The sequence below is a fragment of the Azospirillum sp. UFLA03-27 genome (assembly GCF_059803775.1).
On the sequence record NZ_JAUQTX010000043.1, the window covers coordinates 1 to 24,110 of the forward strand.

The 24,110-nt window shown below is 68.1% G+C and carries 12 protein-coding genes; 1 reads left to right on the forward strand and 11 read right to left on the reverse strand.

From position 1 onward, the window contains the following. The first annotated feature begins 45 nt into the window (after positions 1 to 45). On the forward strand, positions 46 to 630 hold the full coding sequence (locus Q4I23_RS09255) for a flagellar hook assembly protein FlgD (protein WP_498526028.1): 585 nt from the start codon (positions 46 to 48) through the stop codon (positions 628 to 630). Positions 631 to 713: 83 nt separating this feature from the next. Here the strand turns inward: Q4I23_RS09255 and Q4I23_RS09260 are convergent, their stop codons facing one another. The 11 genes from Q4I23_RS09260 to flgF form a co-directional block, all read right to left on the reverse strand. Further along, complete coding sequence (locus Q4I23_RS09260; RefSeq protein WP_498526029.1) at positions 714 to 15,626, reverse strand: Calx-beta domain-containing protein; 14,913 nt, start codon at positions 15,624 to 15,626, stop codon at positions 714 to 716. A 505-nt stretch (positions 15,627 to 16,131) separates the two neighbouring features. After that, positions 16,132 to 16,752 (reverse strand): NapC/NirT family cytochrome c, encoded by a 621-nt coding sequence (locus tag Q4I23_RS09265; protein WP_014200142.1) that lies wholly within the window; start codon positions 16,750 to 16,752, stop codon positions 16,132 to 16,134. Then, positions 16,749 to 17,231, reverse strand: a complete 483-nt coding sequence (locus tag Q4I23_RS09270) for a nitrate reductase cytochrome c-type subunit (RefSeq protein WP_035682930.1) — start codon at positions 17,229 to 17,231, stop codon at positions 16,749 to 16,751. The genes Q4I23_RS09265 and Q4I23_RS09270 overlap by 4 nt, the downstream gene beginning before the upstream one ends. A gap of 11 nt (positions 17,232 to 17,242) precedes the next feature. Beyond that, on the reverse strand, positions 17,243 to 19,753 hold the full coding sequence (napA, locus tag Q4I23_RS09275) for a nitrate reductase catalytic subunit NapA (RefSeq protein WP_464881783.1): 2,511 nt from the start codon (positions 19,751 to 19,753) through the stop codon (positions 17,243 to 17,245). Positions 19,754 to 19,797: 44 nt separating this feature from the next. Continuing rightward, complete coding sequence (locus tag Q4I23_RS09280; RefSeq protein WP_476960063.1) at positions 19,798 to 20,091, reverse strand: chaperone NapD; 294 nt, start codon at positions 20,089 to 20,091, stop codon at positions 19,798 to 19,800. A 7-nt stretch (positions 20,092 to 20,098) separates the two neighbouring features. Next, a complete protein-coding gene (locus Q4I23_RS09285; protein WP_035682958.1) occupies positions 20,099 to 20,275 on the reverse strand; it encodes a periplasmic nitrate reductase, NapE protein in 177 nt (58 codons plus the stop codon). Positions 20,276 to 20,486: 211 nt separating this feature from the next. Beyond that, positions 20,487 to 20,984, reverse strand: a complete 498-nt coding sequence (locus tag Q4I23_RS09290; RefSeq protein ID WP_454020717.1) for a hypothetical protein — start codon at positions 20,982 to 20,984, stop codon at positions 20,487 to 20,489. A gap of 19 nt (positions 20,985 to 21,003) precedes the next feature. Next, positions 21,004 to 21,747 (reverse strand): flagellar basal body L-ring protein FlgH, encoded by a 744-nt coding sequence (flgH, locus tag Q4I23_RS09295; protein ID WP_035682963.1) that lies wholly within the window; start codon positions 21,745 to 21,747, stop codon positions 21,004 to 21,006. Between the two features lie 20 nt (positions 21,748 to 21,767). Further along, complete coding sequence (flgA, locus tag Q4I23_RS09300; RefSeq protein ID WP_498526030.1) at positions 21,768 to 22,499, reverse strand: flagellar basal body P-ring formation chaperone FlgA; 732 nt, start codon at positions 22,497 to 22,499, stop codon at positions 21,768 to 21,770. Between the two features lie 5 nt (positions 22,500 to 22,504). Next, positions 22,505 to 23,290, reverse strand: a complete 786-nt coding sequence (gene flgG / locus Q4I23_RS09305; protein WP_094305780.1) for a flagellar basal-body rod protein FlgG — start codon at positions 23,288 to 23,290, stop codon at positions 22,505 to 22,507. 17 nt (positions 23,291 to 23,307) lie between these two features. Further along, positions 23,308 to 24,036, reverse strand: coding sequence for a flagellar basal-body rod protein FlgF (gene flgF / locus Q4I23_RS09310; RefSeq protein WP_454020720.1), 729 nt, complete (start codon positions 24,034 to 24,036; stop codon positions 23,308 to 23,310). Positions 24,037 to 24,110 lie beyond the last annotated feature (74 nt).

Consider the following 24,110-nt stretch of genomic DNA (forward strand, 5'->3'; position numbering starts at 1 on the left):
GTTATAGTCTCGTGGGCTCGGAGATGTGTATAAGAGACAGAGACGGTGGATTACGAGGCGTTCCTGAAGCTGCTGACCGCGCAGCTGCGCAATCAGGACCCGCTGTCACCCATGGACGCCACACAGTTCATGACGCAGCTCGCCCAGCTCTCCACCGTGGAGCAGGGCGTGCGGACGAACGAGACGCTGGGGCAGGTTCTGGACACGCTGAAGAACAGCGGCATGCGGCTGGACATGGCCTATCTGGGCCGCAAGGTGGAGGCCGCGTCGGACCGCATCAGCCTGTCGGAGGGCAAGGCGGAAATGGCCTATGCCATCGATGGGGCTGCCGCATCGGTGAAGATCGAGGTGGTGAACGACGCCGGGCAGGTGATCTACAGCGCCCCGGGCAGCCCGAAGACGGGCCGGCAGACCTTCACCTGGGACGGCAAGCGCAGCGACGGCGCCACCGCCGCGGACGGCACCTACCTCGTGCGCGTGACGGCGAAGGACAAGGCCGGCACGTCGCTGACCACCGCCACCGTGACGACCGACACGGTGAAGGAGGTGCGCAGCGTCGACGGCGAGACGCAGTTCGTCCTGAAGGGCGGCGCCACGGTGAAGGGCACGGACATCCTGTCCGCGTCCTGACGGTTTCACCGGATTGATCCGATGGTGGAAACGGCGTGCGGGCCGGCGGGGGAGAACTGTTTCCCCGCCGGCCCGCGGCCTTTTTAGGAGAACCAGGAGTCGGTGACGCCGGTCAGGCCGACCACGGTGACGGTGCTCTTGTCGGACAGGGTGAAGACGGTGTTCTTGCCGACGGTATGGGCGCTCGCCTTGATGTCCGCGATGCTGATGCCGGCGATCGCGAAGCCGAGGATGTCCTCGTCCGGGTTGAACTCGAACACATAGTCGTTCCCGCCGCCGAGCGTGAAGGCGAAGATGTCCTTCCCCGCACCGCCGATCAGCCAGTCGTCACCGCCGAAGCCCCAGAGCACGTCGTCACCGGCACCGCCGAACAGCGTGTCGTTGCCGTCCTCGCCGACCAGGGCGTCGTTGCCCTCGCCGCCGTCGATCAGGTCGTCGCCGGCACCGCCGCCGATCAGGTCGGCCCCGGCACCGCCGAGGATGGAGTCCTTGCCGTCCCCGCCCACGATGGTGTCGTTGCCCGCGTCGCCGGTCAGCAGGTCGTCGCCGTTCATGCCGAACAGCACGTCATTGCCCTCGCCGCCGATGGCGGTGTCGTTGCCGTCCTCGCCCATCAGCCAGTCGTTGCCGGCGTCGCCGCTGAGCAGGTCGTTGCCGTTGCCGCCGCCCACCACGTCGTCGTCGCCGCCGCCCATCACGGTGTCGTCGTCGTCGCCGCCGTGCAGGGTGTCGTTGCCCGCGTCGCCGGCCAGCAGGTCGCGCCCGGTGGTGCTGACCACCACGTCGTTGCCACCGCCGCCGCGGGTGGTGTCGTCCCCCGGACCGAGGTTGATGGTCTGGGCGCTGTCGTCGCCGATGGTCAGGCTGCTGCCCTCCCCGCCGGTGAATGTGCCCTGGCCGACCAGCACCGCGAAGTCCACCCGATTGAGAACGACCGAACCGCCGGCGTTGCTGCCCATGTTGATGATGAGCGCCTCGCGCGGGGCCTCAAAGTCCGCACTGCCGGTGATGGTGACCGGTCCCGAACCCGTCGGGGTCAAAGTGCGCAGCGTCATCGCACCGCCGCCGCCGGCGAAGGCCGCCACCTCGTTCCGGATCGCCGTGGTCTGGCTGTCCGGCAGGAGGGCGGCGAGCATGCCGGCGAAGACACCGGCCATCTGGCCGCTCTGTACCGTGGATTGCGGACCGTAGGCGGTGAGGCTCCCGCCCGCCGACACGTTCGCCTGGAGGAGCGTGCCGCTCAGCCAGCCCTGCATCAGCGAAATGGTCACGCCATCCCGGCTGCCGGCCGGCACAGGCTGGGCAAGGCCCGTCTGGACGAAGGGAACGTCGATGCCCGCAGGGGCACTGCCGCTTCGGGTCTGAACGACGACGCCGTTCACCGTCTCATCGCCCACGGGCTTGGTACCGCTGTTGAGGCTGATGACCCCCACATCGTCGTTGCGGATGGTGCCGGTCGCCGTGGCCGTCCCGATCGTGCCGCCGCTGGCGTTCGACAGCGTGACCGTCAAGGTCTCGTCGGCCTCGACCTCCCGATCGCCCTGGACGTTGACGGTGATCCGGGCGGTCTGCTCGCCCGCCGCGAAGGTGACCGTACCCTGCGGCAGGGCGTTCCCGGCAAAGTCAGCGGCGTTGACCGCGGAGGCACCGCTGCCCGCCACCGCGTAGGACGCGGTGGTGGAGCCGGACGTGTCGCCCGTGCGGGTGACCACGAAGGTCAAGGCCGTCGTGCCGTCATTGCCCTCTGCGGCGCTGCCGGTTTCCGTCGCGATGGACAGCGATGGCGGCGGCGGAGCGCCGTTCTTGATGACGCCCGTCGCCACCGCGGTGCCGAGGGTGGCGCCGTTCGGGTTGGAGAGCGTGACCGTAAAGGTCTCGTCCGCTTCGTTCAGGGCGTCCGTCGCGATGGCGATTTCCACCGTCTTCGTCGTCTCACCGGCCGCGAGGCTGATGACACCCGTCGGGAAGGCGTTGCCCAGGAAATCCGCTGCGGACGCCGGGCTCGGCCCGCTGCCGGCCACCGTGTAGGTGACGCTGACCGGGTCGAGCGCGTTGTCGCTGCGGGTGATGGTGAAGGTCGCCTTGGCGTTCGTCCCTTCCTGCACGATGGCCGACGCCGCCGCGATGTCCAGACGGGGAGTCAGCGCGCCGTCGTCGTTCTCGATCGTCACCGTCGCCCGCGGCGCCGCGATCACCGCCTGGGTAGGGGCACCGGACTGTTGAGACAGGGTGACGGCGAAGGTCTCGTCGGCCTCCGCCACCGCGTCGCCGGCCACCGCGACGGTGATCGTCGCGGAGGTCTGGCCGGCGGCCAGCGTCACCGTCCCGCTGGGAAGCTGCCCGCCGAAGTCCAAGGCGTCCGTCGCCCACGTGCCGAAGCCCGTCACCGCGAAGTCGAGCACCAGATCGGCGCTGGAGTCGCCCGTCCGGTAGACGTCGAAGACGACGTTCGTGCTGCCGCTGTTGCGCTCCGTCACCGTGGCGGTGCGGGCCGCGATGGTGATCACCGGGGCGGCGGCGGGCGTGTTCGACGTGGAGGACTGCTGCGTCGGAGCGTTGGTCTGCGTGGCGCCCTTCAGGAAGCTGGCGTCGCCGGTCAGCGCCACGTCGAGCAGGGCCGCCTGTCGCAGCGCCGGATCGGTGATGCCGGCGGCGTCCAGCAGAGCCTCCGCCCGCTCGCGCAGCGCCGCCGGCAGCGAGTCGACCGACAGCACCTGCCGCGGGAAGCTGCGGTCGGTGTAGGTCGCCGTCGTCTCGCCCTGGCCATAATCAAACAGCGAGGTCTGCTGCGACACCCGCCAACCGTCAGCGTAGCTGCCGTACAGGACCGCATAGTCGATGGGCTGCGACAGCACCGTGCCGTCGGCCAGCGCCAGATCGTTGGAGGCGTCACCGTCGAGATTGCCCATCAGGCCCTCGATCGACCCCGCCGCACGGCTCGGCGACAGATAGAGCTGAAGGTCGACGCGGTCGGCCTCGACCGTGACGATGAGCTGCTCCTGGTTCGAATAGACGATGGTGTAGACGTTGCCGGAGCGGAAGATGTGCCCGTCACCGACGGCGAGCGAGCCGGTGGAGTCCGGGATGTCGGTCGCCACCCCGTCGATGCGCAGCGGATGGGCGGAGTCCTTCGCGTTGATGGACACCCGGACCGACCCGATCTTCGTCGCCACCGCCGTGTTGATCGACACCGCGTCGCCCAGCGCCGCGGTGCGGAGCTGAACGATCCGCTCGTCGCCCGACTTGGCATTGACGTAGGTGAACTCGCCGACCGCCTGGAAGCTGTAATAGAAGCCGTCGAAGGTCACCAGATGCGGGTCGCCCCAGTTGGCGCCCGGACGGAAGCCCGGCGGCAGCGGCGGCGCCTGGTTGTCGTCGTTCAGGACGGTGCCGGTTGCCTGACGGTTGCCCAGCTTGATGTTCGACCCGTCCGCCGGGGTGGTCAAAGTCACCGCGAAGGTCTCGTTCGCCTCCGCCACGGTGTCGCCCAGCACGTCCACCGAGATGGTCTTGCTGGTCTCGCCCGCCGCGAAGGTGACCGTGCCGTCATAGGGCAGGAAGCCGCCCGCCAAATCCCCGGCGCCGACCGGGTTGCTGCCCGTGCCGGCCACCGTGTAGCCGACCGACACCGCGCCGGTCGTGTCGCCGGAGCGGGTGACCGTGAAGGTGAAGCGGGTGGTTCCGCTGTTGCCTTCCGCCTTGGACAGCTGGCCCGGTTCGATGGCGACGACCGCCGGCAGGACGTTCGACGCCGTGCCGCCGGTCATCTCGAAGCGCCACAGGCCGTTCACGCCCGTGTTGCCCGCCGTGGTGTCGAGGGCGAGCATCCCCGCCTCGCTGCCCGACTGCGGCAGGATGAACAGGCCCGCCGTGTCGCCATTGCCGGCCGTGTAACCGGCCCGCGCGACCGTGTTTCCAGCGGTCTGCGCCCAGTTGACGGACTCGTAGCGGAACTCCGCGTCGAAGTCCCCGTCCTTGCGCCCGGTGGCGCCGGCGGCGTTGGTCAGGACGAGCTGGAAGGCGTTGCGCCCCCCGTCCGTGCCGCCGTTGGCCGCCACGTCGTCCCAGGTGATGACGATGGTCCCGGTGACCGGGTCGAGGTCGTAATAGACGCGGTTGGTGCCCTGCGAGTTGCCCCCCGGAGTCGCCGCGCCGGTGCCGCCCCGCGTGTCCACGTCAGCCAGGAAGGGCGCGATCATCGCCGGGGCCGTCGCCGACAGCGCGCCGGCCGACGGACCGGCGGACAGCGGCGCGTCGAAGGAGATGCTGCCGTTCGTGTTGATGTAGAAGCCGGTGTAGACCTTGCCGAAGACGTTGATGCCGTCGGCGAAGACCGACCGGATGTCGATGAAGGCGCTTGACCCGTCGTTGCTGCGGTCCAGCTCGTTCTCGCCGAAGCCGGCGGTGCCGCCCAGGCCGCTGATCAGCCGCGCCCCGATGGCGGAGGCCGGCGTCAGGTCGACCGTCTGGTCGGTGAAGCGCAGCTCCTCCACCGCGGTGATGCGGGCGACACCGTCCGTCTTGGTGCCGCGGGCGTGGGTGACGGTGATCGTCCCGCCGTTGTTGACGATGTCGTAGTTTGCCTTCGCGTCGGTGAAGACCACCGCGTCGAGTCCGGCGCCGCCGTTGATGTCGTCGGTGCCGCCGCTGGCTTGGAACAGGTCGTTGCCGTCGCCACCGTTCAGCGTGTCGTCGCCGGCCCCGCCATTCAGCGTGTCGTCGCCGGCGTCGCCGGACAGCAGGTCGTTGCCCAGACCGCCGGACAGGCTGTCGTTGCCCAGACCGCCGGACAGGCTGTCGTTGCCGCCGTTGCCGGACAGCCGGTCATCACCGGCCTGGCCCATCAGCCGGTCCGGCGTGTCGCCACCGGTCAGCGTGTCGGCGTCGGCGGTGCCGGTCAGGTCGAGGCCGTTGGCCCGAACGAGAACGCCGCCGCTGCCCTCGACCTCCTGCAGTTCGTGGAAACCGGCCAGCGTCAGGGTGGCGTCCACGACGCCGTCGCCGTTCGTGTCGAACAGCAGCTGGGTGGTGGCGCCACCGGAGGTGACGAAGCGGAAACCGACCTGAGCGCCGCCCGGCTGGGCCACGGTGCCGGTGAAGGGACCGCTGCCGACGAAGGTGAAGGGAATACCGGACAGGTCGATGCGGTCGCCCGCCGCGAAGTCCGTGATGCGGTCGCCGTTCGCCTCCGCCACGCTGGCGTAGCGGAAGGTGTCGTTGCCCTCACCGCCGCTCAGCACGTCCTCGCCGGCCCCGCCGGCCAGCGTGTCGTCACCGGCACCGCCATAGAGGAAGTCGGCACCGCCGAGGCCATCGAGACGATCGTCGCCGGCCCCGCCGGTCAACGTGTCGGACGCCGCGCCGCCGGTCAGCGTGTCCGCGCCGTCACCGCCGGTGGCGGAGATGGCGGTCACGCGGACCAGAACGCCGCTGTTCGACGGATCGGCTGCCAGCGCGTGGGTGCCGGCCAGATGGATGACGCGGTCCGCCACCCCGTCGCCGTCGATGTCGAACTGGAGATCGGTGGTCGCGAAGGCGCCCGTGCCGGAGTTGACGTAGTTCACCGCCACGCCGCTGCTGAAACGCTGGGAGAGCGGCGTGGTGCCGAGGAAGCTGGCCGACAGGCCGGAAATATCGATGCGGTCGCCTGTGGCGAAGTCGGTGATCAGGTCGCCGTCGATGTCGGTGGCGCGGGCGAAGACGAAGGTGTCGTTGCCGGCGCTGCCAGTCAGCTCGTCACGGCCTTCCGATCCCACCAGCGTGTCGTCGCCGTCGCCGCCCTGCAGCGTGTCCGCGCCGGCTCCGCCGATCAGGCTGTCGTTGCCGGACTCGCCCGACAGGCCATCGTTGCCGTCGCCGCCGATCAGCGTGTCGTTGCCGTCGCCGCCATACAACAGGTCGTCACCGCCAAGCCCTTCCAGCCGGTCGTCACCGCCCCAACCGGCCAAGCGGTCCGCGCCCTCGCCGCCGGTCAGCGTCTCCGCCCCGTCGGTGCCGCTCAGGATCTTGTTGGACACGCGGACCAGGATGCCCGCCCCGTCTTCCCGCAGCACGTGCACGCCGGCCAGATCGATCACGGAGTCCGCGATGCCGTCGCCGTTGCCGTCGATCTCCACGCGGGTGCGCTGCTGGCCTTCCCCGGCAGCCGCGAAGCGGATCTGGGCCGGGCCGAGGTTGACGGTGGAACCGGTGAAGGCACCGCCGCCGATGAAGACGGCGCCCAGCGCCGACAGGTCGAGACGGTCGCCGTCCGCGAAGTCGGTGATGCGGTCACCCGCCGCGTCGCCCACGGTCAGCACGCGGAAGGTGTCGTTGCCGGCACCGCCGGCCAGCGTATCGGCCCCGTCACCGCCGAGCAGCGTGTCATCGCCGTCGCCGCCGTCAAGCCGGTCGCGACCCGCTCCACCGGTCAGGCTGTCGTTGCCTTCCCAAGCAGTCAGCGTGTCGTCACCGGCCCCGCCGGTCAGGCTGTCAGGACCGTCGGTGCCCCCGATGCGCTGGCCGGTGGCACGGAACAGGATGCCAGACGCCTGCGGATCGACCTCGAGGACATGTTCCCCGGTGATCTCGATGCTGCGGTCGGTCTGCCCGTCGCCGTTCAGGTCGATCTCGAGCAGCGTGTTCCGGAAGCCCGGCTCGCCCACCGCCGACACACGGATCTGCGCGCTCCCCGTGCCGCTGAAGGCGGAGGTGCCGATGAAGGCGGCGTTCAACGCCGACAGGTCGATGCGGTCCCCGTCCGCGAAGTCGGTGATGCGGTCGCCCGCGATGTCGTCCGCGGCGAAGACGAAGGTGTCGTTGCCGGCCCCGCCGGTCAGGCGGTCGGTGCCCGCACCGCCGACCAGCGTATCGTCACCGGCATCGCCGGACAGCGTGTCGTTGCCGACACCGCCAGTAAGGCTGTCGTTGCCGCCGCCGCCGGACAGGCTGTCGCGCCCGGCGCCGCCCTCCATCGTCTCGCCCGCGTCGGTCCCGGTGAGGACGAGATCGTCCACGCGGACCAGGATGGCGGGGTCATTGGGCGTCGCGATCAGCGTGTGCGTGCCGGACAGTATGATCATCCGCTCGCCGATGCCATCGCCGTTCATGTCGAAGACGAGCCGGGTCTCGGCCAGCGGGCCGCTGCCGACGATCACGGCGTTGACCTGGGCCGGGCCGGGCTGAGCGACGCTGCCGGTGAAGGCGGCGGTGCCGATGAAGGTGACGTTCACGTCGCGCAGGTCGATGCGGTCGTTGGGTCCGAAATCGGTGATGCGGTCGCCGTCGATGTGGCCGGCCCGGTTGAAGCGGAAGCTGTCCCGCCCGGCTCCGCCGGTCATCAGGTCGCCGCCCGGGCCACCGTTCAGCGTGTCGTTGCCGTCGCCGCCCTCCAGCGTGTCTATGCCGTCGCCGCCGATCAGCGTGTCGTTGCCGGCCCCGCCGATGATCAGGTCGTTGCCGTAATCGCCGCTCAGCGTGTCGTTGCCGTCATCGCCGATCAGCGTGTCCGGACCGGAGGCGCCGGTCAGGCTGTCGTTGCCGGGCGTCCCCATCAGGGACTTGCCGTATTCGGTGATGAGGACGCCCGGCGCCCCCGCCATCTCGACCAGAGGGACCACACCGTTGAGCCACATGCCGACGTCGGCCACGCCGTCGCCGTTGGAGTCGAGAACAACGGTCGTGGTGTCCGCGCTGTAGTAGACGCGCAGTTCGGCGCGGCCCGGATTGGACACGCTGCCGGTGAACGCCCCCTCCCCGAGGAAATGCGCGTTCAGCGCCGACAGGTCGAGGCGGTCGCCGGGGCCGAAATCGAGGATGCGGTCGTAATTCATCTCCGACGCCGAACCGAAGACGAAGCGGTCGTTGCCGGTGCCGCCTTCCAGTATGTCGGCCCCATCGCCACCGGTCAGCACGTCGTCGCCGGTGCCGCCTTCCAGCGTGTCGGCCCCATCGCCGCCGATCAGCGCGTCGTCGCCGGTGCCGCCCTGAAGCAGGTCGTTGCTGCGCAGGCCCTCCAGCGTATCGTTGCCAGCACCACCCGACAGCGTGTCGCGGCTGGGACCGCCCGTCAGGCTGTCGTTGCCGTCGGTGCCGGTCACCGCCTGGGTCGGAATACGGACAAGCACGCCCGGCGCCTGCGGATCGACCTTGAGATCATGCTCGCCGGCGATCGTGAGGAAGGTGTTGAGCCAACCGAAGCCACTGCTGGACACCTCGATCCGGGTCACGCCGCCGGAAATGACCGAGCGCACCTGGACCGGACCGCCGCCGTTGGGATAGAGGGTGAAATCCGCCGAGCCGATGTAAACCGGATTCAGCGCCGACAGATCGATGCGGTCGCCATCCGCGAAATCGGCGATGCGGTCGCCGTAAATGTCGTTGGCGCTGGTGAAGCGGAAGGTGTCGTTGCCCTCGCCGCCGAAGAGTTGGTCGGACCCGGACCCGCCGTCCAGCGTGTCGTCGCCCGCTCCGCCGCGCAGCAGGTCCACCCCCGCCCCGCCGAGAAGCAGGTCGTTTCCGGTGCCCCCGTCCAGGCTGTCGGCACCGCCCAGGCCGGACAGCGTGTCGTCGCCGGCACCGCCGGACAGCGTGTCGCTGCCCGCTCCACCTTCCAACGTGTCGTTGCCGCCGGTCCCGGTCCGGACCGTTTCCGGCGCCCGGACCAGCACGCCCGGCGTGCCCGGATCGACGATCAGGGCGTGCGAGCCCGACAGGATGATCCGGCCGTCGACGGTACCGTCACCGGTCAGGTCGAAGTCGAGCTGCGTGTCGTCGCCCGACATGGTCAGGCGGACCTGCGGCGCTCCCTTCTGCTGGAAGGTGCCGGTGAAGGGCTGTTCGCCGATGTAGGTGACGTTCAGGGCGGACAGGTCGATGCGGTCGCCGGGGGAGAAGTCGGCGATGCGGTCGCCGGCAAGCTGACTGGCCTCGGTGAAGCGGAAGGTGTCGTTGCCCTCGCCGCCGATCAGCAGATCGGCACCGTCGCCGCCGACCAGCGTATCGTCGCCGGCCCCGCCGTCCAGCACATCGCCACTGCCCAGGCCGTTCAGCAGGTCGTTGCCGCCGCCGCCCCACAGGCTGTCGAAGCCCGGACCGCCGGTCAGCGTGTCCGCCCCTTCGGTCCCGACGAGGGAGCGGTCGGCAACCCGCACCAGCACGCCCGGCGTGTTCGCAAGCTCCTCCAGCGCGTGGGCACCGGTCAGAATGATCCAGTGGTCGGCGACGCCGTCGCCGTTGCTGTCGAACTCCAGCGCCGTGCTGCCGACGTCCGTGCGGTAGCGCACCTGCGCCGGGCCATAGTTGGGATAGCTGCCGGTGAAGGCCCGTTCGCCGATGAACTGGACGTCCATCTCGGACAGGTCTATGCGGTCGCCCGGACCGAAGTCGGTGATGACGTCGCTGCCGACGTCGCCGATCCCATCGAACCGGAAGTCGTCGTTGCCTGCCCCGCCGGTCAGCATGTCACGCCCGGTACCACCGTCCAGCGTGTCGTCGCCGTCGCCGCCGTTCAGGCTGTCGGCGCCGCCCATGCCGCGCAGCAGGTCGTTGCCCGCCCCGCCGTTGATGGTGTCGAGCCCGGCGCCGCCGTTCAGTTCGTCATCGCCCGCCGTGCCGGTCTTCGTCTGGTCGGGCACGCGAACCAGGATGCCGGGCGCGTTCGCCAGTTCCTCCAGGGCATGGATGCCGGTCAGGGTGACGGTGCGGTCGGACAGGCCGTCGCCGTTGCTGTCGATCTCCAGCAGCGTGCCGTTGCTGAGATCCGTGCGGAGGCGGACCGCCGCGGTGCCGTTCCCCGGGAAGCCGTTCTCACCCACGAAGACAGCGTTCAGTGCCGACAGATCGATGCGGTCGCCCTGCGCGAAATCGCTGATGTAGGTGCCGGAATAGACGGAATAGCTGAAAGCGGTTCCGGCCGGTGCCGCGGCGATGCGGAAGGTGTCGTTGCCGGCGCCGCCGGACAGCGTGTCGAAGCCGATGCCGTCTTCCAGAAGGTCGTCGCCGGCGCCGCCGGACAGGCTGTCGTTGCCGGCGAAGCCACGCAGCGTGTCGTTGCCGCCCCCGCCGGACAGCGTATCGCGGCCCGCCGCACCGTCCAGGACGTCGTCGCCAACCGTGCCGGTCAGCGTCCGGTCGGGCACGCGAACCAGGATGCCAGGCGCGTTCGCCAGTTCCTCGAGCGCCGCCCCATTGGGCAACTGGATGTTGCGGTCGACGCTGCCGTCGCCGTTGGCGTCGATCTCCAGCGTGGCGCTGCTGCTGTCCTGGCGCAGGCGCACCTGCGCCGGCCCCTTGTTGCTGTAACTGCCGGTGAAGGCGCCGTTGCCGATGTAGGTGGCGTTCAGACCGGTCAGATCGATGCGGTCGCCCACCGCGAAGTCGGTGATGACATCATAGCTGTAGGTGGTGAAGCCGTTGCTCACCGGCCCCGCGGCGAAGCGGAAGGTGTCTGTGCCGTTGCCGCCGGTCAGCGTGTCGTTGCCCTCGCCACCCTCCAGCGTGTCGTCGCCGTCGCCGCCGGACAGGCTGTCGTTGCCGGACAGACCCTGCAGCAGATCGTTGCCGGCGCCACCGCTGATGGTGTCCATGCCGGCACCGCCGGTCAGGATATCGGCATCCGCCGTGCCGGTCAGGGTCTGGTCGGGAACACGCTCCAGCACGCCGGGCGAACCGGCCACATCCCGCAGCGCGTGCTGACCGGTCAGGGAAATGCTGCGGTCGGAATAGCCGTCGCCGTTGCTGTCGATCTCCAGGACAGTGGTGCCGTAGTCCTGGCGGACCCGCACCTGCGCAGGTCCGTTGCCCATGCTGGTGCCGGTGAAGTTGCCTTCGCCGATGAAGACAGCATCCAACCCCATCAGGTCGATGCGGTCGCCGTTCGCGAAGTCGGTGATGATGTCCCCGCCGGCGTCGGTCGGGTTGGAGAAGCGGAAGATATCGTTGCCCGCCCCACCCGTCAGGCTGTCGCCGCCGGGCCCGCCGTCCAGCGTGTCGTCGCCGAAGCCGCCGGACAGGCTGTCGTTGCCGCCCAGGCCACGCAACAGGTCGTTGCCGTTGCCGCCGTTGATGGTGTCGCGCCCGATGCCTCCGGTCAGCGTGTCGGCCTCCTCCGTGCCGGTCAGCGTCTGGTCGGGAATGCGCTCGAAGACGCCGGGGGAACCGGCCACCGGCTGCAGTGCCGGCCCACCGCTCAGAGTGATGGTACGGTCGGAATAGCCGTCGCCGTTGCTGTCGATCTCCAGGACCGTCGCGGTGGCGTCGGCACGGACGCGGATCTGCGCCGGACCGTTGCTGGAATAGTTGCCGGTGAAGGGGGATTCGCCGATGAAGGTGGCGTTCAACCCGCTGATCTCCAACCGGTCGCCGAGGCCGAAGTCGGTGATGACGTCACCGTCGATGTCGGTGAGAGCGAACCGGTAAACGTCGTTGCCGAGCCCGCCGGTCAGCGTGTCGGCTCCGGCGCCGCCTTCGAGCGTGTCGTCGCCCTCGCCACCCGCCAGACTGTCGTTGCCGGACAGTCCCTGCAGCAGGTCGTTGCCGCCGCCGCCGTTGATGGTATCGCGCCCGGCGGCGCCCTCCAGCGTCTCGGCCTCAGCCGTTCCGGTCAGCGTCTGGTCGGGAATGCGCTCGAAGACGCCGGGCGAACCGGCCACCTGCTGCAGCGCAGGCGCGCCGTTCAGATAGATGTAGCGGTCGGCGTAGCCGTTGCCGTCGCTGTCGATTTCCAAAGACGTCTGCCCACCGTACATGCGGACGCGGATCTGCATCGGCCCGGCGTTCATCGGGGTGCCCGTGAAAGCCCCATCACCGATGAAGGTGGCACCCAGGGCAGACAGGTCGAGACGGTCGCCCAGGGCGAAGTCTTCGATAACGTCGCCGTTGACGTCGCTCAGTCTGGCGAATCGGAAGGTGTCGTTGCCGACCCCGCCGGTCAGCGTGTCGCCGCCGGCCCCGCCTTCGAGCGTGTCGTCGCCCTCGCCACCGGACAGGTTGTCGTTGCCTCCCAGACCGCGCAGCAGGTCGTTGCCGCCGCCGCCGCTGATGGTGTCGCGACCTGCACCACCCTCCAGCGTCTCGGCTTCCGCCGTGCCGGCGAGCATCTGGTCGGGGATGCGCACCAGCACGCCCGAACCCGCTGTCTCCTCCTGCAGCGCTTGCCCGCCGGTCAGGTAAAGGTAGCGATCGGCCATACCGTCGCCGTTGCTGTCGATCTCCAGCACGGTGGAAGCGGAATCCGCGCGAACACGCATCTGCGGCGGCCCGTAGGAAGCGGTCGTCCCATCCCACTTGTAGGAGCCGGTGAAGGGTCCCTCGCCGATGAAGGCGGCGTTCAAGGCCGACAGGTCGATGCGGTCCCCTTGGCCGAAATCGGTGATCGTGTCTCCGTTGATCTCGGCCGCGCTGGCGAAGAGGAAAGTGTCGCTGCCGAGGCCGCCGGTCAGCGTGTCGCCGCCGGCTCCGCCATCCAGCGTGTCGTCGCCCGAACCGCCGATCAGGCTGTCGTTGCCTCCCAGACCGCGCAGCAGGTCGTTGCCGGCTCCGCCGTCGATGGTATCGCGCCCGACACCGCCCTCCAGCGTCTCGGCTTCCGCCGTGCCGGTCAGCGTCTGGTCGGGGATGCGCACCAGCACGCCCGAACCCGCCGTCTCTTCCTGCAGGGAAGGCGCGCCGGTCAGATAGATGTAGCGATCGGCCATGCCGTCGCCGTTGCTATCAATCTCCAGCGCGGTGGAACCGTAATAGTTCTGGTTGAGACGGATCTCCGCCGCCCCTCCACCGACGATGGAGACTCCATTGAAGGACCTCTCGCCAATGAAGGCGGCGTTCAAGACCGACAGGTCGATACGGTCGCCCTGGGCGAAGTCGGTGATCGTGTCTCCGTTGATCTCGGCCGCGCTGGCGAAGAGGAAAGTGTCGCTGCCGAGGCCGCCGGTCAGCGTGTCGCCGCCGGCCCCGCCGTCCAGCGTGTCGTTGCCCGAACCGCCGGACAGGTTGTCGTTGCCTTCCAGACCGCGCAGCAGGTCGTTGCCGCCGCCGCCGCTGATGATGTCACGACCGCCGCCACCCTCCAGCGTCTCGGCTTCCGCCGTGCCGGTCAGCGTCTGGTCGGGGATGCGCACCAACACGCCCGAACCCGCCGTCTCCTCCTGCAGCATATGCGCGCCGGTCAGGTAAAGGTAGTTATTGGCCATGCCGTCGCCGTCGCTGTCGATCTCCAGCACGGTGGAAGTGGAATCCACGCGAACGCGCATCTGCGGCGGCCCGTAGGAAGCGGTCGTCCCATCCCACTTGTAGGAGCCGGTGAAGGGTCCCTCACCGATGAAGGCGGCGTTCCAGGCCGACAGGTCGATGCGGTCGCCCTGCGCGAAATCGATAATGCGCTTTTCGCTGTAACCCGTCGTGCTTGGCTTGGAGATCAGGAAGGTATCGTTGCCCGCCCCGCCGGCCAGCGTGTCGTTGCCGGAGCCGCCGGCCAGCGTGTCGTCGCCCGAACCGCCAATCAGACTGTCGTTGCCGCCCAGGCCGCGCAGCAGATCGTTGCCGGCACCGCCGTCGATGGTGTCGCGCCCGGGGCCGCCCTCCAGCGTTTCGCCGTCCGCCGTGCCGGTGACCGCTTGGTCCGGCGCGCGCTCGAGCAGGCCGGACGAGCCGTCCACCGGCTGCAATCCGGGCGATCCGGCGATCCGGATGGAATAATCGTTCCAGCCGTCGCCGTTGCTGTCGATTTCCAGCGTGGTGTCGGACATGTCGGTGCGCACACGCACCTGCGCCGAACCACGGGCCGAATCTTTCCCGGTGAACGCCTCTTCGCCGATGAAAGTGGCGTTCCAGGCCGACAGGTCGATACGGTCGCCCTGGGCGAAGTCGGTGATGCGAGCTTCGCCGTAGCTCACGGTGGCCGGCTTGGAAATCACGAAGATGTCGTTGCCGGCCCCGCCGGTCAGCGTATCGTTGCCCGTGCCGCCCTCAAGCGTGTCGTCGCCGGCGCCGCCGGAGAGGCTGTCATGGCCTCCCAGACCGCGCAGCAGGTCGTTGCCGCCACCGCCGCTGATGGTGTCACGTCCTGCGCCGCCCTCCAGCGTCTCGCCCGCTGCGGTGCCGGTGATCGACTGGTCCCGGACCCGCTCGAACAGGCCGGGGGAACCGGCCACCGCCTGCAATTCGGGAGAACCGGCGATGTAGATGGATTGATCGTTGTAGCCGTCACCGTTGCTGTCGATCTCCAACGTGGTGTTGGCCATGTCGGTGCGCACGCGCACCTGAGCCGGTCCATGGGCGGCGTTCGTCCCGGTAAAGGCCCCTCCGCCGATGAAGGTGGCGTTCCAGGCCGACAGATCGATGCGTTCCCCCGGCGCGAGGTCGGTGATCCGCACCTCGTTGTAGCCCATGGTGGCGGGCTTGGAGATCAGGAAGGTGTCGTTTCCCAGACCGCCGGTCAGCGTGTCATTTCCGGTGCCGCCGTCCAGCGTGTCGTCGCCGTCACCACCGCTCAGGCTGTCGTTGCCGGCGAAACCGCGCAGCGTGTCGTTGCCGTCGCCGCCGCTGATGGTGTCCGGGCCGCCATCGCCTCCCAATATATCCGCCGCGCTCGTGCCGGTGAGCGACTGGCCGGGCGTGGCCTCCAGCACGCCGGGCACGCCGTCGACCTGCCGAAGGACGACAGAGCCGCTGACGGTGATGAACCGATCGGGGAAACCGTCGCCGTCGCTGTCGATCTCCAAGATCGGGCCGGTGAAGTCGGTGCGCGTGCGGACCTGCGCCGGCCCTCTGTTCTGCGGGGACCCTGTGAAAGCCCCGTCGCCGATGAAGGTCAGGTTGAACGCCGACAGGTCAATGCGGTCACCCGGCGCGAGATCGGTGATCCGGTCATAGCCGATGTCACTCAGGCTGGAGAAGCGGAAGGTATCGTTGCCCGCACCGCCGGTCAGGACGTCGTAGCCGCCGTAACCGTCCAGCGTGTCATCGCCGTTACCGCCCGTCAGCGTGTCGCTTCCCGAAGTGCCAGTCAGCTCGGACATCGAATACCCCGTTGGAAAGAAATTTCTTCTACTTTTTTCCTACCTTTGTGCGAATGTCATATCAACTTCTAGTTTTTTCGATGATTCTTAAATCATCTTAAAATTAAAAATGTTTAATTCTGTGTATTTCTCAGATGTCATCTATGCTGCGGATTACGCGACTAAGAAACATGGCATGCATCCGCCAAAATCAGGAACTGTGTTTAATCCCATGAAAACATCTTATGCGGCAACATGCCGCATGCAAATTCCCGTAAAAACAGGACCTTAGAGATAGCGCCACAATGCCATGAGAAAGGACCTCCCATGCCGATCATGGCACTTCTTCTTATGAGCAACCATCGACCAAGAAAAACAACTTTCAGAATACATTCTAACGCGGAGATTGCTCCGAAAGTCGAACATGAACTCAGAATATGTTATCAAAATAGATAATTTTCAAAACGCCTCCGGCCCCTCCGCCGCGAGACGGAGAGGCCGGAGCCAAAGATCAACCCCTAGTGGTTCACTTCGCCGATACGGTTCCGGTCCAGCCGGGCTCCACGCCCTTCATGTCGGGAAGCCGGTGGGCGATGCCCTTGTGGCAGTCGATGCAGGTCCGCTCGCCGGTGAACAGGTAGGTCTCGTGCATCTTGGCGGCCCGCGGGTTCTGGCGGGTGATGTCCATGGATTCCGCGCTGTGGCAGTTGCGGCATTCCAGGGAGTTGTTGGATTTCAGCCGGTCCCATTCGTGGGTGGCCAGCTCCAGCCGCTTGTCGAGAAACTTCTCGCGGGTGTCGATGGTGCCGAAGATCTTGCCCCAGACCTCCTTCGACGCCTGCATCTTGCGGCCGATCTTGTGCGTCCAGTCGTGCGGGACGTGGCAGTCCGGGCAGGTGGCGCGCACGCCGGAGCGGTTGGTGAAGTGGATGGTCTGCTTCAGCTCCTCGTAGGGGTTGTTCTTCATCTCGTGGCAGGAGATGCAGAAGGCCTCCTTGTTGGTGACCTCCAGGGCGGTGTTGAATCCGCCCCAGAACATCACGCCGGCCAGGAAGCCGCCCAGGGTCAGGAAGCCCAGGCTGAAATGCACGCTGGGCCGCGAGAAGACACGCCAGAAGCGCCCGGCGAAGCTCAGAAGGCCCTTCATTTGGCGCCTTCCTTTCCACCGGCCAGAATGCTGTCGATGTCGCGGAAGCGGTTGCCGGTGATCGGCTGGGCGTCGGTCTGCGGCACGTGGCACTGGGTGCAGAAGTAGCGCCGCGGGCTGACCGCGCCCAGCGTCTGGCCGTCGCGGTCCTGGAAGTGAGTGACCGAGATCATCGGGGCCTGCGAGCCCTCGGTGTTCTTGCGGTCATGGCAGGTCATGCACTTGTTGATGTTCAGGTCGATCTGGTAGTCGCGGATCGCGTGCGGGATCAGCGGCGGCTGGTCGGCGTAGTTCCGCGCCCGCTTGTGATCGTCGGTGATCTCCTTCGCCATCGGGTCGGCGGGAATCTCCTGGGTGATCGGGTGCGGGCCGGAGGGAACCTTCGCGGGGGCGGCCCCGTCCGCGGCGAACACGCCGGACACCAGGAGCGGCATGGCCGCGGCCAGCGCGAGGGCGGCAAAGGTGATGCGGGTCTTCATGGACGGGCTCCTCACGCGACAGGAATGATCTTGACCGCGCATTTCTTGAAGTCGGTCTGCTTGCTCAGCGGGTCGGTGGCGTCCAGCGTCACCTTGTTGATGAGCACCGTGTGGTCGAAGAAGGGCACGAAGACGAGGCCCCGCGGCGGCTTGTTGCGGCCCCGCGTCTCGACCCGCACCCGCACCTCGCCGCGGCGGGAAGCGATGCGCACCTCCTGCCCGCGCCGCAGGTTCAGGTCCTTGGCGTCGTCGGGATGGATGAAGACGACGGCGTTGGGGAAGGCCTTGCGCAGCTCCGGAACGCGCAACGTCATGGAGCCGGAGTGCCAATGCTCGACCACGCGGCCGGTGCAGAGCCAGAACGGGTAGTCCTTGTCCGGCGATTCCGCCGCCGGCTCATAGGGCAGCGCGAAGATGTTCGCCTTGCCGTCCTTGTTGCCGTAGAAGCGCACGCCCTCGCCCGCCGGAACGTAGGGGTCGAAGCCCTCGCGGTAGCGCCACTTCGTCTCCTTGCCGTTCACCACCGGCCAGCGCAGGCCGCGCTCCTGGTGGTACATGTCGTAGGGGGCGAGGTCGTGGCCGTGGCCGCGCCCGAAGGTCGCGTATTCCTCGAACAGGCCCTTATGGACGTAGAAGCCGAAGGCCTGCGATTCGCGGTTCTCATAGGCCGGGTCGCAGTCCGACAGCGGGAAGGCGTTGACCTGACCGTTGCAGTACAGCACGTCGTACAGGGTCTTGCCGCGGACCTCCGGCTTCTTGGCGATCAGTTCCTCCGGCCACACCTCCTCGATCTTGAAGCGCTTGGAGAACTCGATGATCTGCCAGAGGTCGGAGCGCGCCTCGCCCGGCGCGCCGACGAGCTGGTGCCAGACCTGGGTGCGGCGCTCGGCGTTGCCGTAGCCGCCTTCCTTCTCCACCCACATGGCGGTCGGCAGGATCAGGTCGGCGGCCAGCGCCGTCACCGTCGGGTAGGCGTCCGACACGACGATGAAGTTTTCCGGGTTCCGATAGCCCAGGTAGGTCTCGTTCGCCGTGTTCGGCGCCGTCTGCATGTTGTTGTTGCACTGGACCCAGTAGGCGTTGAGCTTGCCGTCCTTCAGCATGCGGTCCTGCTGGACGGCGTGGTAGCCGACCTTGTCCGGGATCGTGCCTTCGGGCAGCTTCCAGATCTCCTCGGCGTGCTTGCGGTGTTCCGGGTTGGTGACCACCATGTCGGCGGGCAGCCGGTGCGAGAAGGTGCCGACCTCGCGCGCCGTGCCGCAGGCCGAGGGCTGGCCGGTCAGCGAGAAGGGGCCGCAGCCCGGCTGGCTGATCTTCCCGGTCAGCAGATGGATGTTGTAGACGAGGTTGTTGGCCCAGACACCGCGGGTGTGCTGGTTGAAGCCCATGGTCCAGAAGGACATGACCTTCACCTTCGGGTCGGCGTACAGCTCGGCCAGCGCCTCCAGCCGGTTCTTCGGCACGCCCGACAGCTCGTGCGCCTTCTCCAGCGTGTAGGGCTCGACGAACTTCGCGAACTCCTCGAAGGAGATCGGGTCGGACTCGTTGGCCTTGGCGACGTTCTTCGCCTTCTGCTCCAGCGGATGCTCGGGCCGCAGGCCGTAGCCGATGTCGTCGCGGCCGCGCTTGAAGTTGACGTGCTTGGCGATGAACTCCTGGTTCACCCGGCCCGTCTTGATGATGTGGTTGGCGATGTAGTTGAGGATCGCCAGATCGGACTGCGGCGTGAAAACCAGGCCGATGTCGGCAAGGTCGAAGCTGCGATGTTCGTAGGTGGACAGGACGGCGACCTTGCAGCCCTCATGGGTCAGCCGGCGGTCGGTGACGCGGGTCCACAGGATGGGGTGCATCTCCGCCATGTTGGAGCCCCACAGCACGAAGGCGTCGGCCTGCTCCATGTCGTCGTAGCAGCCCATCGGCTCGTCCATGCCGAAGGTGCGCATGAAGCCGACCACCGCCGACGCCATGCAATGGCGGGCGTTGGGGTCCAGATTGTTGGAGCGCAGGCCCGCCTTCATGAACTTGGAGGCGGCGTAGCCTTCCATGATCGTCCACTGGCCGGAGCCGAACATGCCCACCGCGGTCGGACCCTTCTTCTTCAGGGTCTCCTTCCACTTGGTGGCCATGATGTCGAAGGCCTGATCCCAACTGATCGGGGTGAATTCGCCTTCCTTGTGGAACTGCCCGTCCTTCATGCGCAGCAGCGGCTGGGTCAGCCGGTCCTCGCCGTACATGATCTTGGACAGGAAATAGCCCTTCACGCAGTTCAGGCCGCGGTTGACCTCGGCCTTCACGTCGCCGTGGGTGGCGACGATGCGCCCCTCCTTCACACCGACCATGACACCGCAGCCGGTGCCGCAGAAGCGGCAGGGGGCCTTCGACCAGGTGAGCTTGGCGTCGGCGCCGGCCGTCAGGGTGCCGGCCTCGGCGGGCTGGATGACGGACGGCAGGCTCACACCGGCCGCCGCCGCCGCTGTCACGGCGGCTTGGACCTTCAGATAATCACGGCGGGTCAGGGACATAGGGGGGTGCCTCCTGGGGCGGGTCGTCTTTTCTTGGACGGACGTCAATGGGCGTGGGGGACGAGAGCGGTGTCGGCGGGCATCGGCTCCGCGCAGCGCTCGGCGTCCTCGTAGTGGTGGTAGACCAGCGTGGTGGTGTGGACGCCCGCCATGGCGTTGATGTCGGCGATGCGGTCCAGGACCTCGGCCTCCGTCGCCGTTTCCAGCGTGACGATGGCCTTGCCGTTCTCCGACGCGTGCCAGTCGGCGCCGGCGAGCGCCAGGACCACCTCCTTCAGGGCGGCGGTGCGGTCGGGCGCGTGCTGGATGACGAGGCTGGAAATGTGCAGTTCGGGCATGGCCGCCTCACATCCCGCCGGAGTGGGACAGGATCTGGTACATCCAGACGGAGAAGCCGTAGGCCCCGACCATGCCGATCGCCAGGAACGGCCATATCAGGATGGAGAGGGCGAAAAAAACGAACCCCTCGAAGCGGCGGGTCGGGGCGGCGGTGTCGGCGGTGCGGGCGGGCGGCGCGGTCATGGCGGTCCCATGGATTGATCGAACGGTATCGCCGCGGAGCTTCATCCTTTCGCATCATGAGTGGCTTGACCGAGGTCAAGTGCCGGCACCGACTCAATCCCTAAGTACCGGTACTTTCGTTGCTTTGGACGTTTTGCCGCACGTCAACGCAAAGTTCCTCCCCCGCTGGACGCGAGGGAGGGGCTGACGGAGCGAACCGGGATCGGGCGGGTTACAGCCGGGTGTTTTCCTGGCGCATCAGGCGGTCGATCAGCACGCCGCGCACCAGATCGGGACCGAGCTGTTCGGCGGCGGCCTGCTTCAGGGATTTGGCGACGGCGGCGGGATCGACCGACGGGCCGTCGAAGGCGCCCGCCCCCGCCATACCGAACAGGGCCTGCAGCAGGGCATTGCGCGCGTGGGGAAGATGGCGGCGCAGCAGGTTGGATTGCTCGACGCTGCCGGTCTGCAAGGTGATCTGGGTCAGGATGAAGGCGTTGGTGCGGCCCTCCACCAGCACCGGGACCATCAATTGCCCGACCTCCACGTAGAAGGGGCCGGGACCGTCGCTGGGCAGGTCCGGCCCCGCGCCGGCCTGCTGCTCCGCCGCGGCTTTCTCGTCGGCGCCGAGCGTCAGCTGCAGGCGTCCGATGCCGTAGCCGACCGCGGCCGCCAGCGCGGCGCAGAGCACGAAGACCGAGTATCGGCTGGGTCCGGTACGGTCCGCCATGGTCGCGTTTCCCCGCCGCTCAGAAGGGCATGATGATGTCGAAGACCTGCTGGCCGTAGCGCGGCTGCTGGACGTCGGTGATCTGGCCGCGCCCGCCGTAGGTGATCCGCGCCTCGGCGATCTTGTCGTAGTCGATGGTGTTCACGTTGGTGATGTCCTCGGGCCGGATGACCCCGGCGATGCGCATCTCGCGCAGCTCGTAGTTCACCCGCACCTCCTGCCGGCCGGCGATCACGAAGTTGCCGTTGGGCAGCACCTCGGTCACCACCGCCGCGGCGCGCATGGCGATGCGCTCGTTGCGCTGGATCGTCCCGGTGCCGGAGGAGGAGGAGGAGCTGTCCATGTCGACGAGGCTGGACGGGTTGACCGCGTCGGGCAGCACCGCCGGCAGCCGCGACTCCAGCCCGAAGAAGTTCGGCACGCCCGCCGACTCGGCGTTGGAGCGCTGGCGCTGCGTCTGGTTCTGCAGCTGCGCCTGATCGGCGATGTTGATGATGACGGTCAGCAGATCGCCCACCTGCTTGGCCCGCGGGTCGCGGAAGAAATCGCGGGACCCGGTGCGCCACAGTGAACTCGGCACCTGCTCGTTGGTGTTGGGGCGCGGCATCGGCATGGAGATGACGCGCGCCTCCGGCGCCATGGCGGGGTTTGAGATTTCCGACAGACGCGGTGCCTGCCCCACGTCGGCCAGCCGCCCACAGCCGGCGAGCGCCACCGTCAGGGCGAGGAACGGAACCAGGGTGCGGGGCGGCAGGGTGCGCATGGGCGTGTCCTTGATTGGACTCAGAATTTCGCGGAAGCCGCGTTGGGCGGCATGGCGTGCGGAGGCCCGGCGACGGTGACGGTCTGCGGGCCGGTGATGGTGCCGGTGACGACGATGTTGCTGGCGATGTTCATCACCCGCACCAGCTCCCCCACCCCGCCGTCCTGCAGGGCGCGGCCCCGCGCCATCAGCTGCAGCGGCCCGTCCTCGTAGACGAGGCTGACCGGCTTGTTGCGCTGGACCACCAGCGGGGCGCCGACCGCCGAGGTCTGGATCAGCCGCCCGGCGGAAAGCTGGCGGCGGCTGGCCAGCCCGGCGAGGCTGTCGCGGGAGGTGACGACGGCGCCGTTCAGCCGCTCCAGCGGCATCGGGATGGTGGTCAGGTCGCTGTCGGCGATCACCTCGCCGGGCAGGATGCGGCGCGTCGGCACCGGCACCTCCACCATGATGTCGGCCTTGGCCTTCACCTCGACGACGCGCCCGTTGCTGCTGACCAGCGCGCGGACCAACCCGCCGCGCGGGTCGTAGGACAGGTCGCGCACCGCCTCCACCGGGCCGGAGAAGGGCGCGGTCAGCACCAGCGAGACCCGCGCATCCGGCGGCACCGCCGGGCCGAGCGAGGCCGCCAGCTCCTGCGCCAGCAACGCCTCCACGGCTCCCTCGCCATCGGAGAGATAGGCCGCTTGGGCGGGCGCGCCGAGCAGTTGCAGGGCGACCGCGAGTCCGGCCAGATGACGAACGGAACGCCGCATGGCGGTCACCGCATGTTGGAGAGGGTGGAGGCCATCTGGTCGCCGGCCTCGACCACCTTCGCGTTCATCTCGTAGGCGCGCTGGGCGGAGATGAGTTCGGTGATCTCCTGCACGACGTTGACGTTGGAGGATTCCAGATACTTCTGCCGGATGGTGCCGAAGCCCGCCTGCCCGCCGGTGCCGTCCTGCGGCTCGCCCGAGGCGGGGGTGGCGCGGTAGAGGTTGTCGCCCATCGCCTCCAGCCCGGATTCGTTGACGAACACGGTCATCACCAGCTGGCCCAGCACGCGCGGGCGGGTCTGCCCGTCGACGAAGGCCTGCACCTCGCCCGACGCGTTCACGGCGATCTCCCGCGTGCCCTGCGGCACGGTGACCTCGGGCAGCACCGGGTGGCCGTCGCTGGTCACGATGGTGCCCTCCGGCGACAGCTTGAAGCCGCCGGCGCGGGTGTAGGCGGTCTCGCCTGCCGGCATGCGGATGTTGAAGTAGCCGCGCCCCTCGATGGCGAGGTCCAGCTCGTTCCCGGTCGAGGTCAGGTTGCCGGTCGTGTTGATGCGGTTGACCGCCCCCGGACGCACGCCGAGGCCGACCTCGATGCCGGTCGGGATGATGGTTCCGGCGTCGGTGGACTGGCTGCCCTGGCGCCGTTCCGACTGGTACATCAGGTCCTGGAACTCGGCGCGCCCGCGCTTGAAGGCGGTGGTGTTGATGTTGGCGATGTTGTTGGAGATGACCTCGACGTTCAACTGCTGGGCCATCATGCCGGTCGAAGCGATGCTGAGCACGCGCATGGACGCAATCTCCTGATTTAAGCGGATTTGCCGAGGCGGTTGATGGCGGAGCGCAGCAGGTCCTGCCCGTCGTCCATCATGCGGGTGACCGACTGGTAGTCGCGCGTCAGCTCCATCATCCGCGACATCTCGGCGATGGACTGGACGTTGGACTGCTCCAGCTTGCCCTGGACGAGGCGGGTGTCGGGGGCCGGCAGCGGCTGGGCGTCCACGGCGTCGAACAGCACGTCGCCGGTCTGGGCCAGCGCCTGCGGGCTCTCGAAGCGGACGACGCGCAGCCGGGCGATCATCTCGTTGTCGGCGGAGACCAGCCCATCGGTGCCGATCTCCATCCGGCTGCGGTCGGCCGGGATGACGATGGGCTGCTGGTTGTCGTCCAGATAGGGGAAGCCGCCGGCGTTCACGAGCTGCCCGTCCACGTCGCGCCGCATCCGCCCGTCGCGGGTGTAGCGCGGGCCGTCCGGCGTCTGCACCTGGAGCCAGCCGTCGCCGTCCAGCGCCACGTCATAGGGGTTGTCGGTCGGCTTCAGGCTGCCGGCGGTGAAGTCGGTGTATGTGGCGCGGTCGATGGTGAAGGCGATCTTGTCGGACGGCTTCATGCCGCCGCGCTCCATCGCCGCTTCGAACAGCATGCGTTCACCGCGGAACCCCGCAGTGTTCATGTTGGCGATGTTGTTCGCCACGACATCGAGCTGCCGACGCAACGCCACTTGCCGCGACAATCCAATGTAAAGGGGATTCTCCATCGCCGGACACCTTCGGTTTGAACGCCGCCTTAACCTAGGTGATGCAGTTTAAAGCCGGGTTTCAACCTGGGACG

What these genes read in the sequence shown, in the direction of transcription:
- Q4I23_RS09260 (WP_498526029.1), bottom strand. Translation starts at nt 15,626, where the DNA reads ATGTCCGAGCTGACTGGCACTTCGGGAAGCGACACGCTGACGGGCGGT.
- Q4I23_RS09265 (WP_014200142.1), bottom strand. Translation starts at nt 16,752, where the DNA reads ATGAAGGGCCTTCTGAGCTTCGCCGGGCGCTTCTGGCGTGTCTTCTCG.
- Q4I23_RS09270 (WP_035682930.1), bottom strand. Translation starts at nt 17,231, where the DNA reads ATGAAGACCCGCATCACCTTTGCCGCCCTCGCGCTGGCCGCGGCCATG.
- napA (WP_464881783.1), bottom strand. Translation starts at nt 19,753, where the DNA reads ATGTCCCTGACCCGCCGTGATTATCTGAAGGTCCAAGCCGCCGTGACA.
- Q4I23_RS09280 (WP_476960063.1), bottom strand. Translation starts at nt 20,091, where the DNA reads ATGCCCGAACTGCACATTTCCAGCCTCGTCATCCAGCACGCGCCCGAC.
- Q4I23_RS09285 (WP_035682958.1), bottom strand. Translation starts at nt 20,275, where the DNA reads ATGACCGCGCCGCCCGCCCGCACCGCCGACACCGCCGCCCCGACCCGC.
- Q4I23_RS09290 (WP_454020717.1), bottom strand. Translation starts at nt 20,984, where the DNA reads ATGGCGGACCGTACCGGACCCAGCCGATACTCGGTCTTCGTGCTCTGC.
- flgH (WP_035682963.1), bottom strand. Translation starts at nt 21,747, where the DNA reads ATGCGCACCCTGCCGCCCCGCACCCTGGTTCCGTTCCTCGCCCTGACG.
- flgA (WP_498526030.1), bottom strand. Translation starts at nt 22,499, where the DNA reads ATGCGGCGTTCCGTTCGTCATCTGGCCGGACTCGCGGTCGCCCTGCAA.
- flgG (WP_094305780.1), bottom strand. Translation starts at nt 23,290, where the DNA reads ATGCGCGTGCTCAGCATCGCTTCGACCGGCATGATGGCCCAGCAGTTG.
- flgF (WP_454020720.1), bottom strand. Translation starts at nt 24,036, where the DNA reads ATGGAGAATCCCCTTTACATTGGATTGTCGCGGCAAGTGGCGTTGCGT.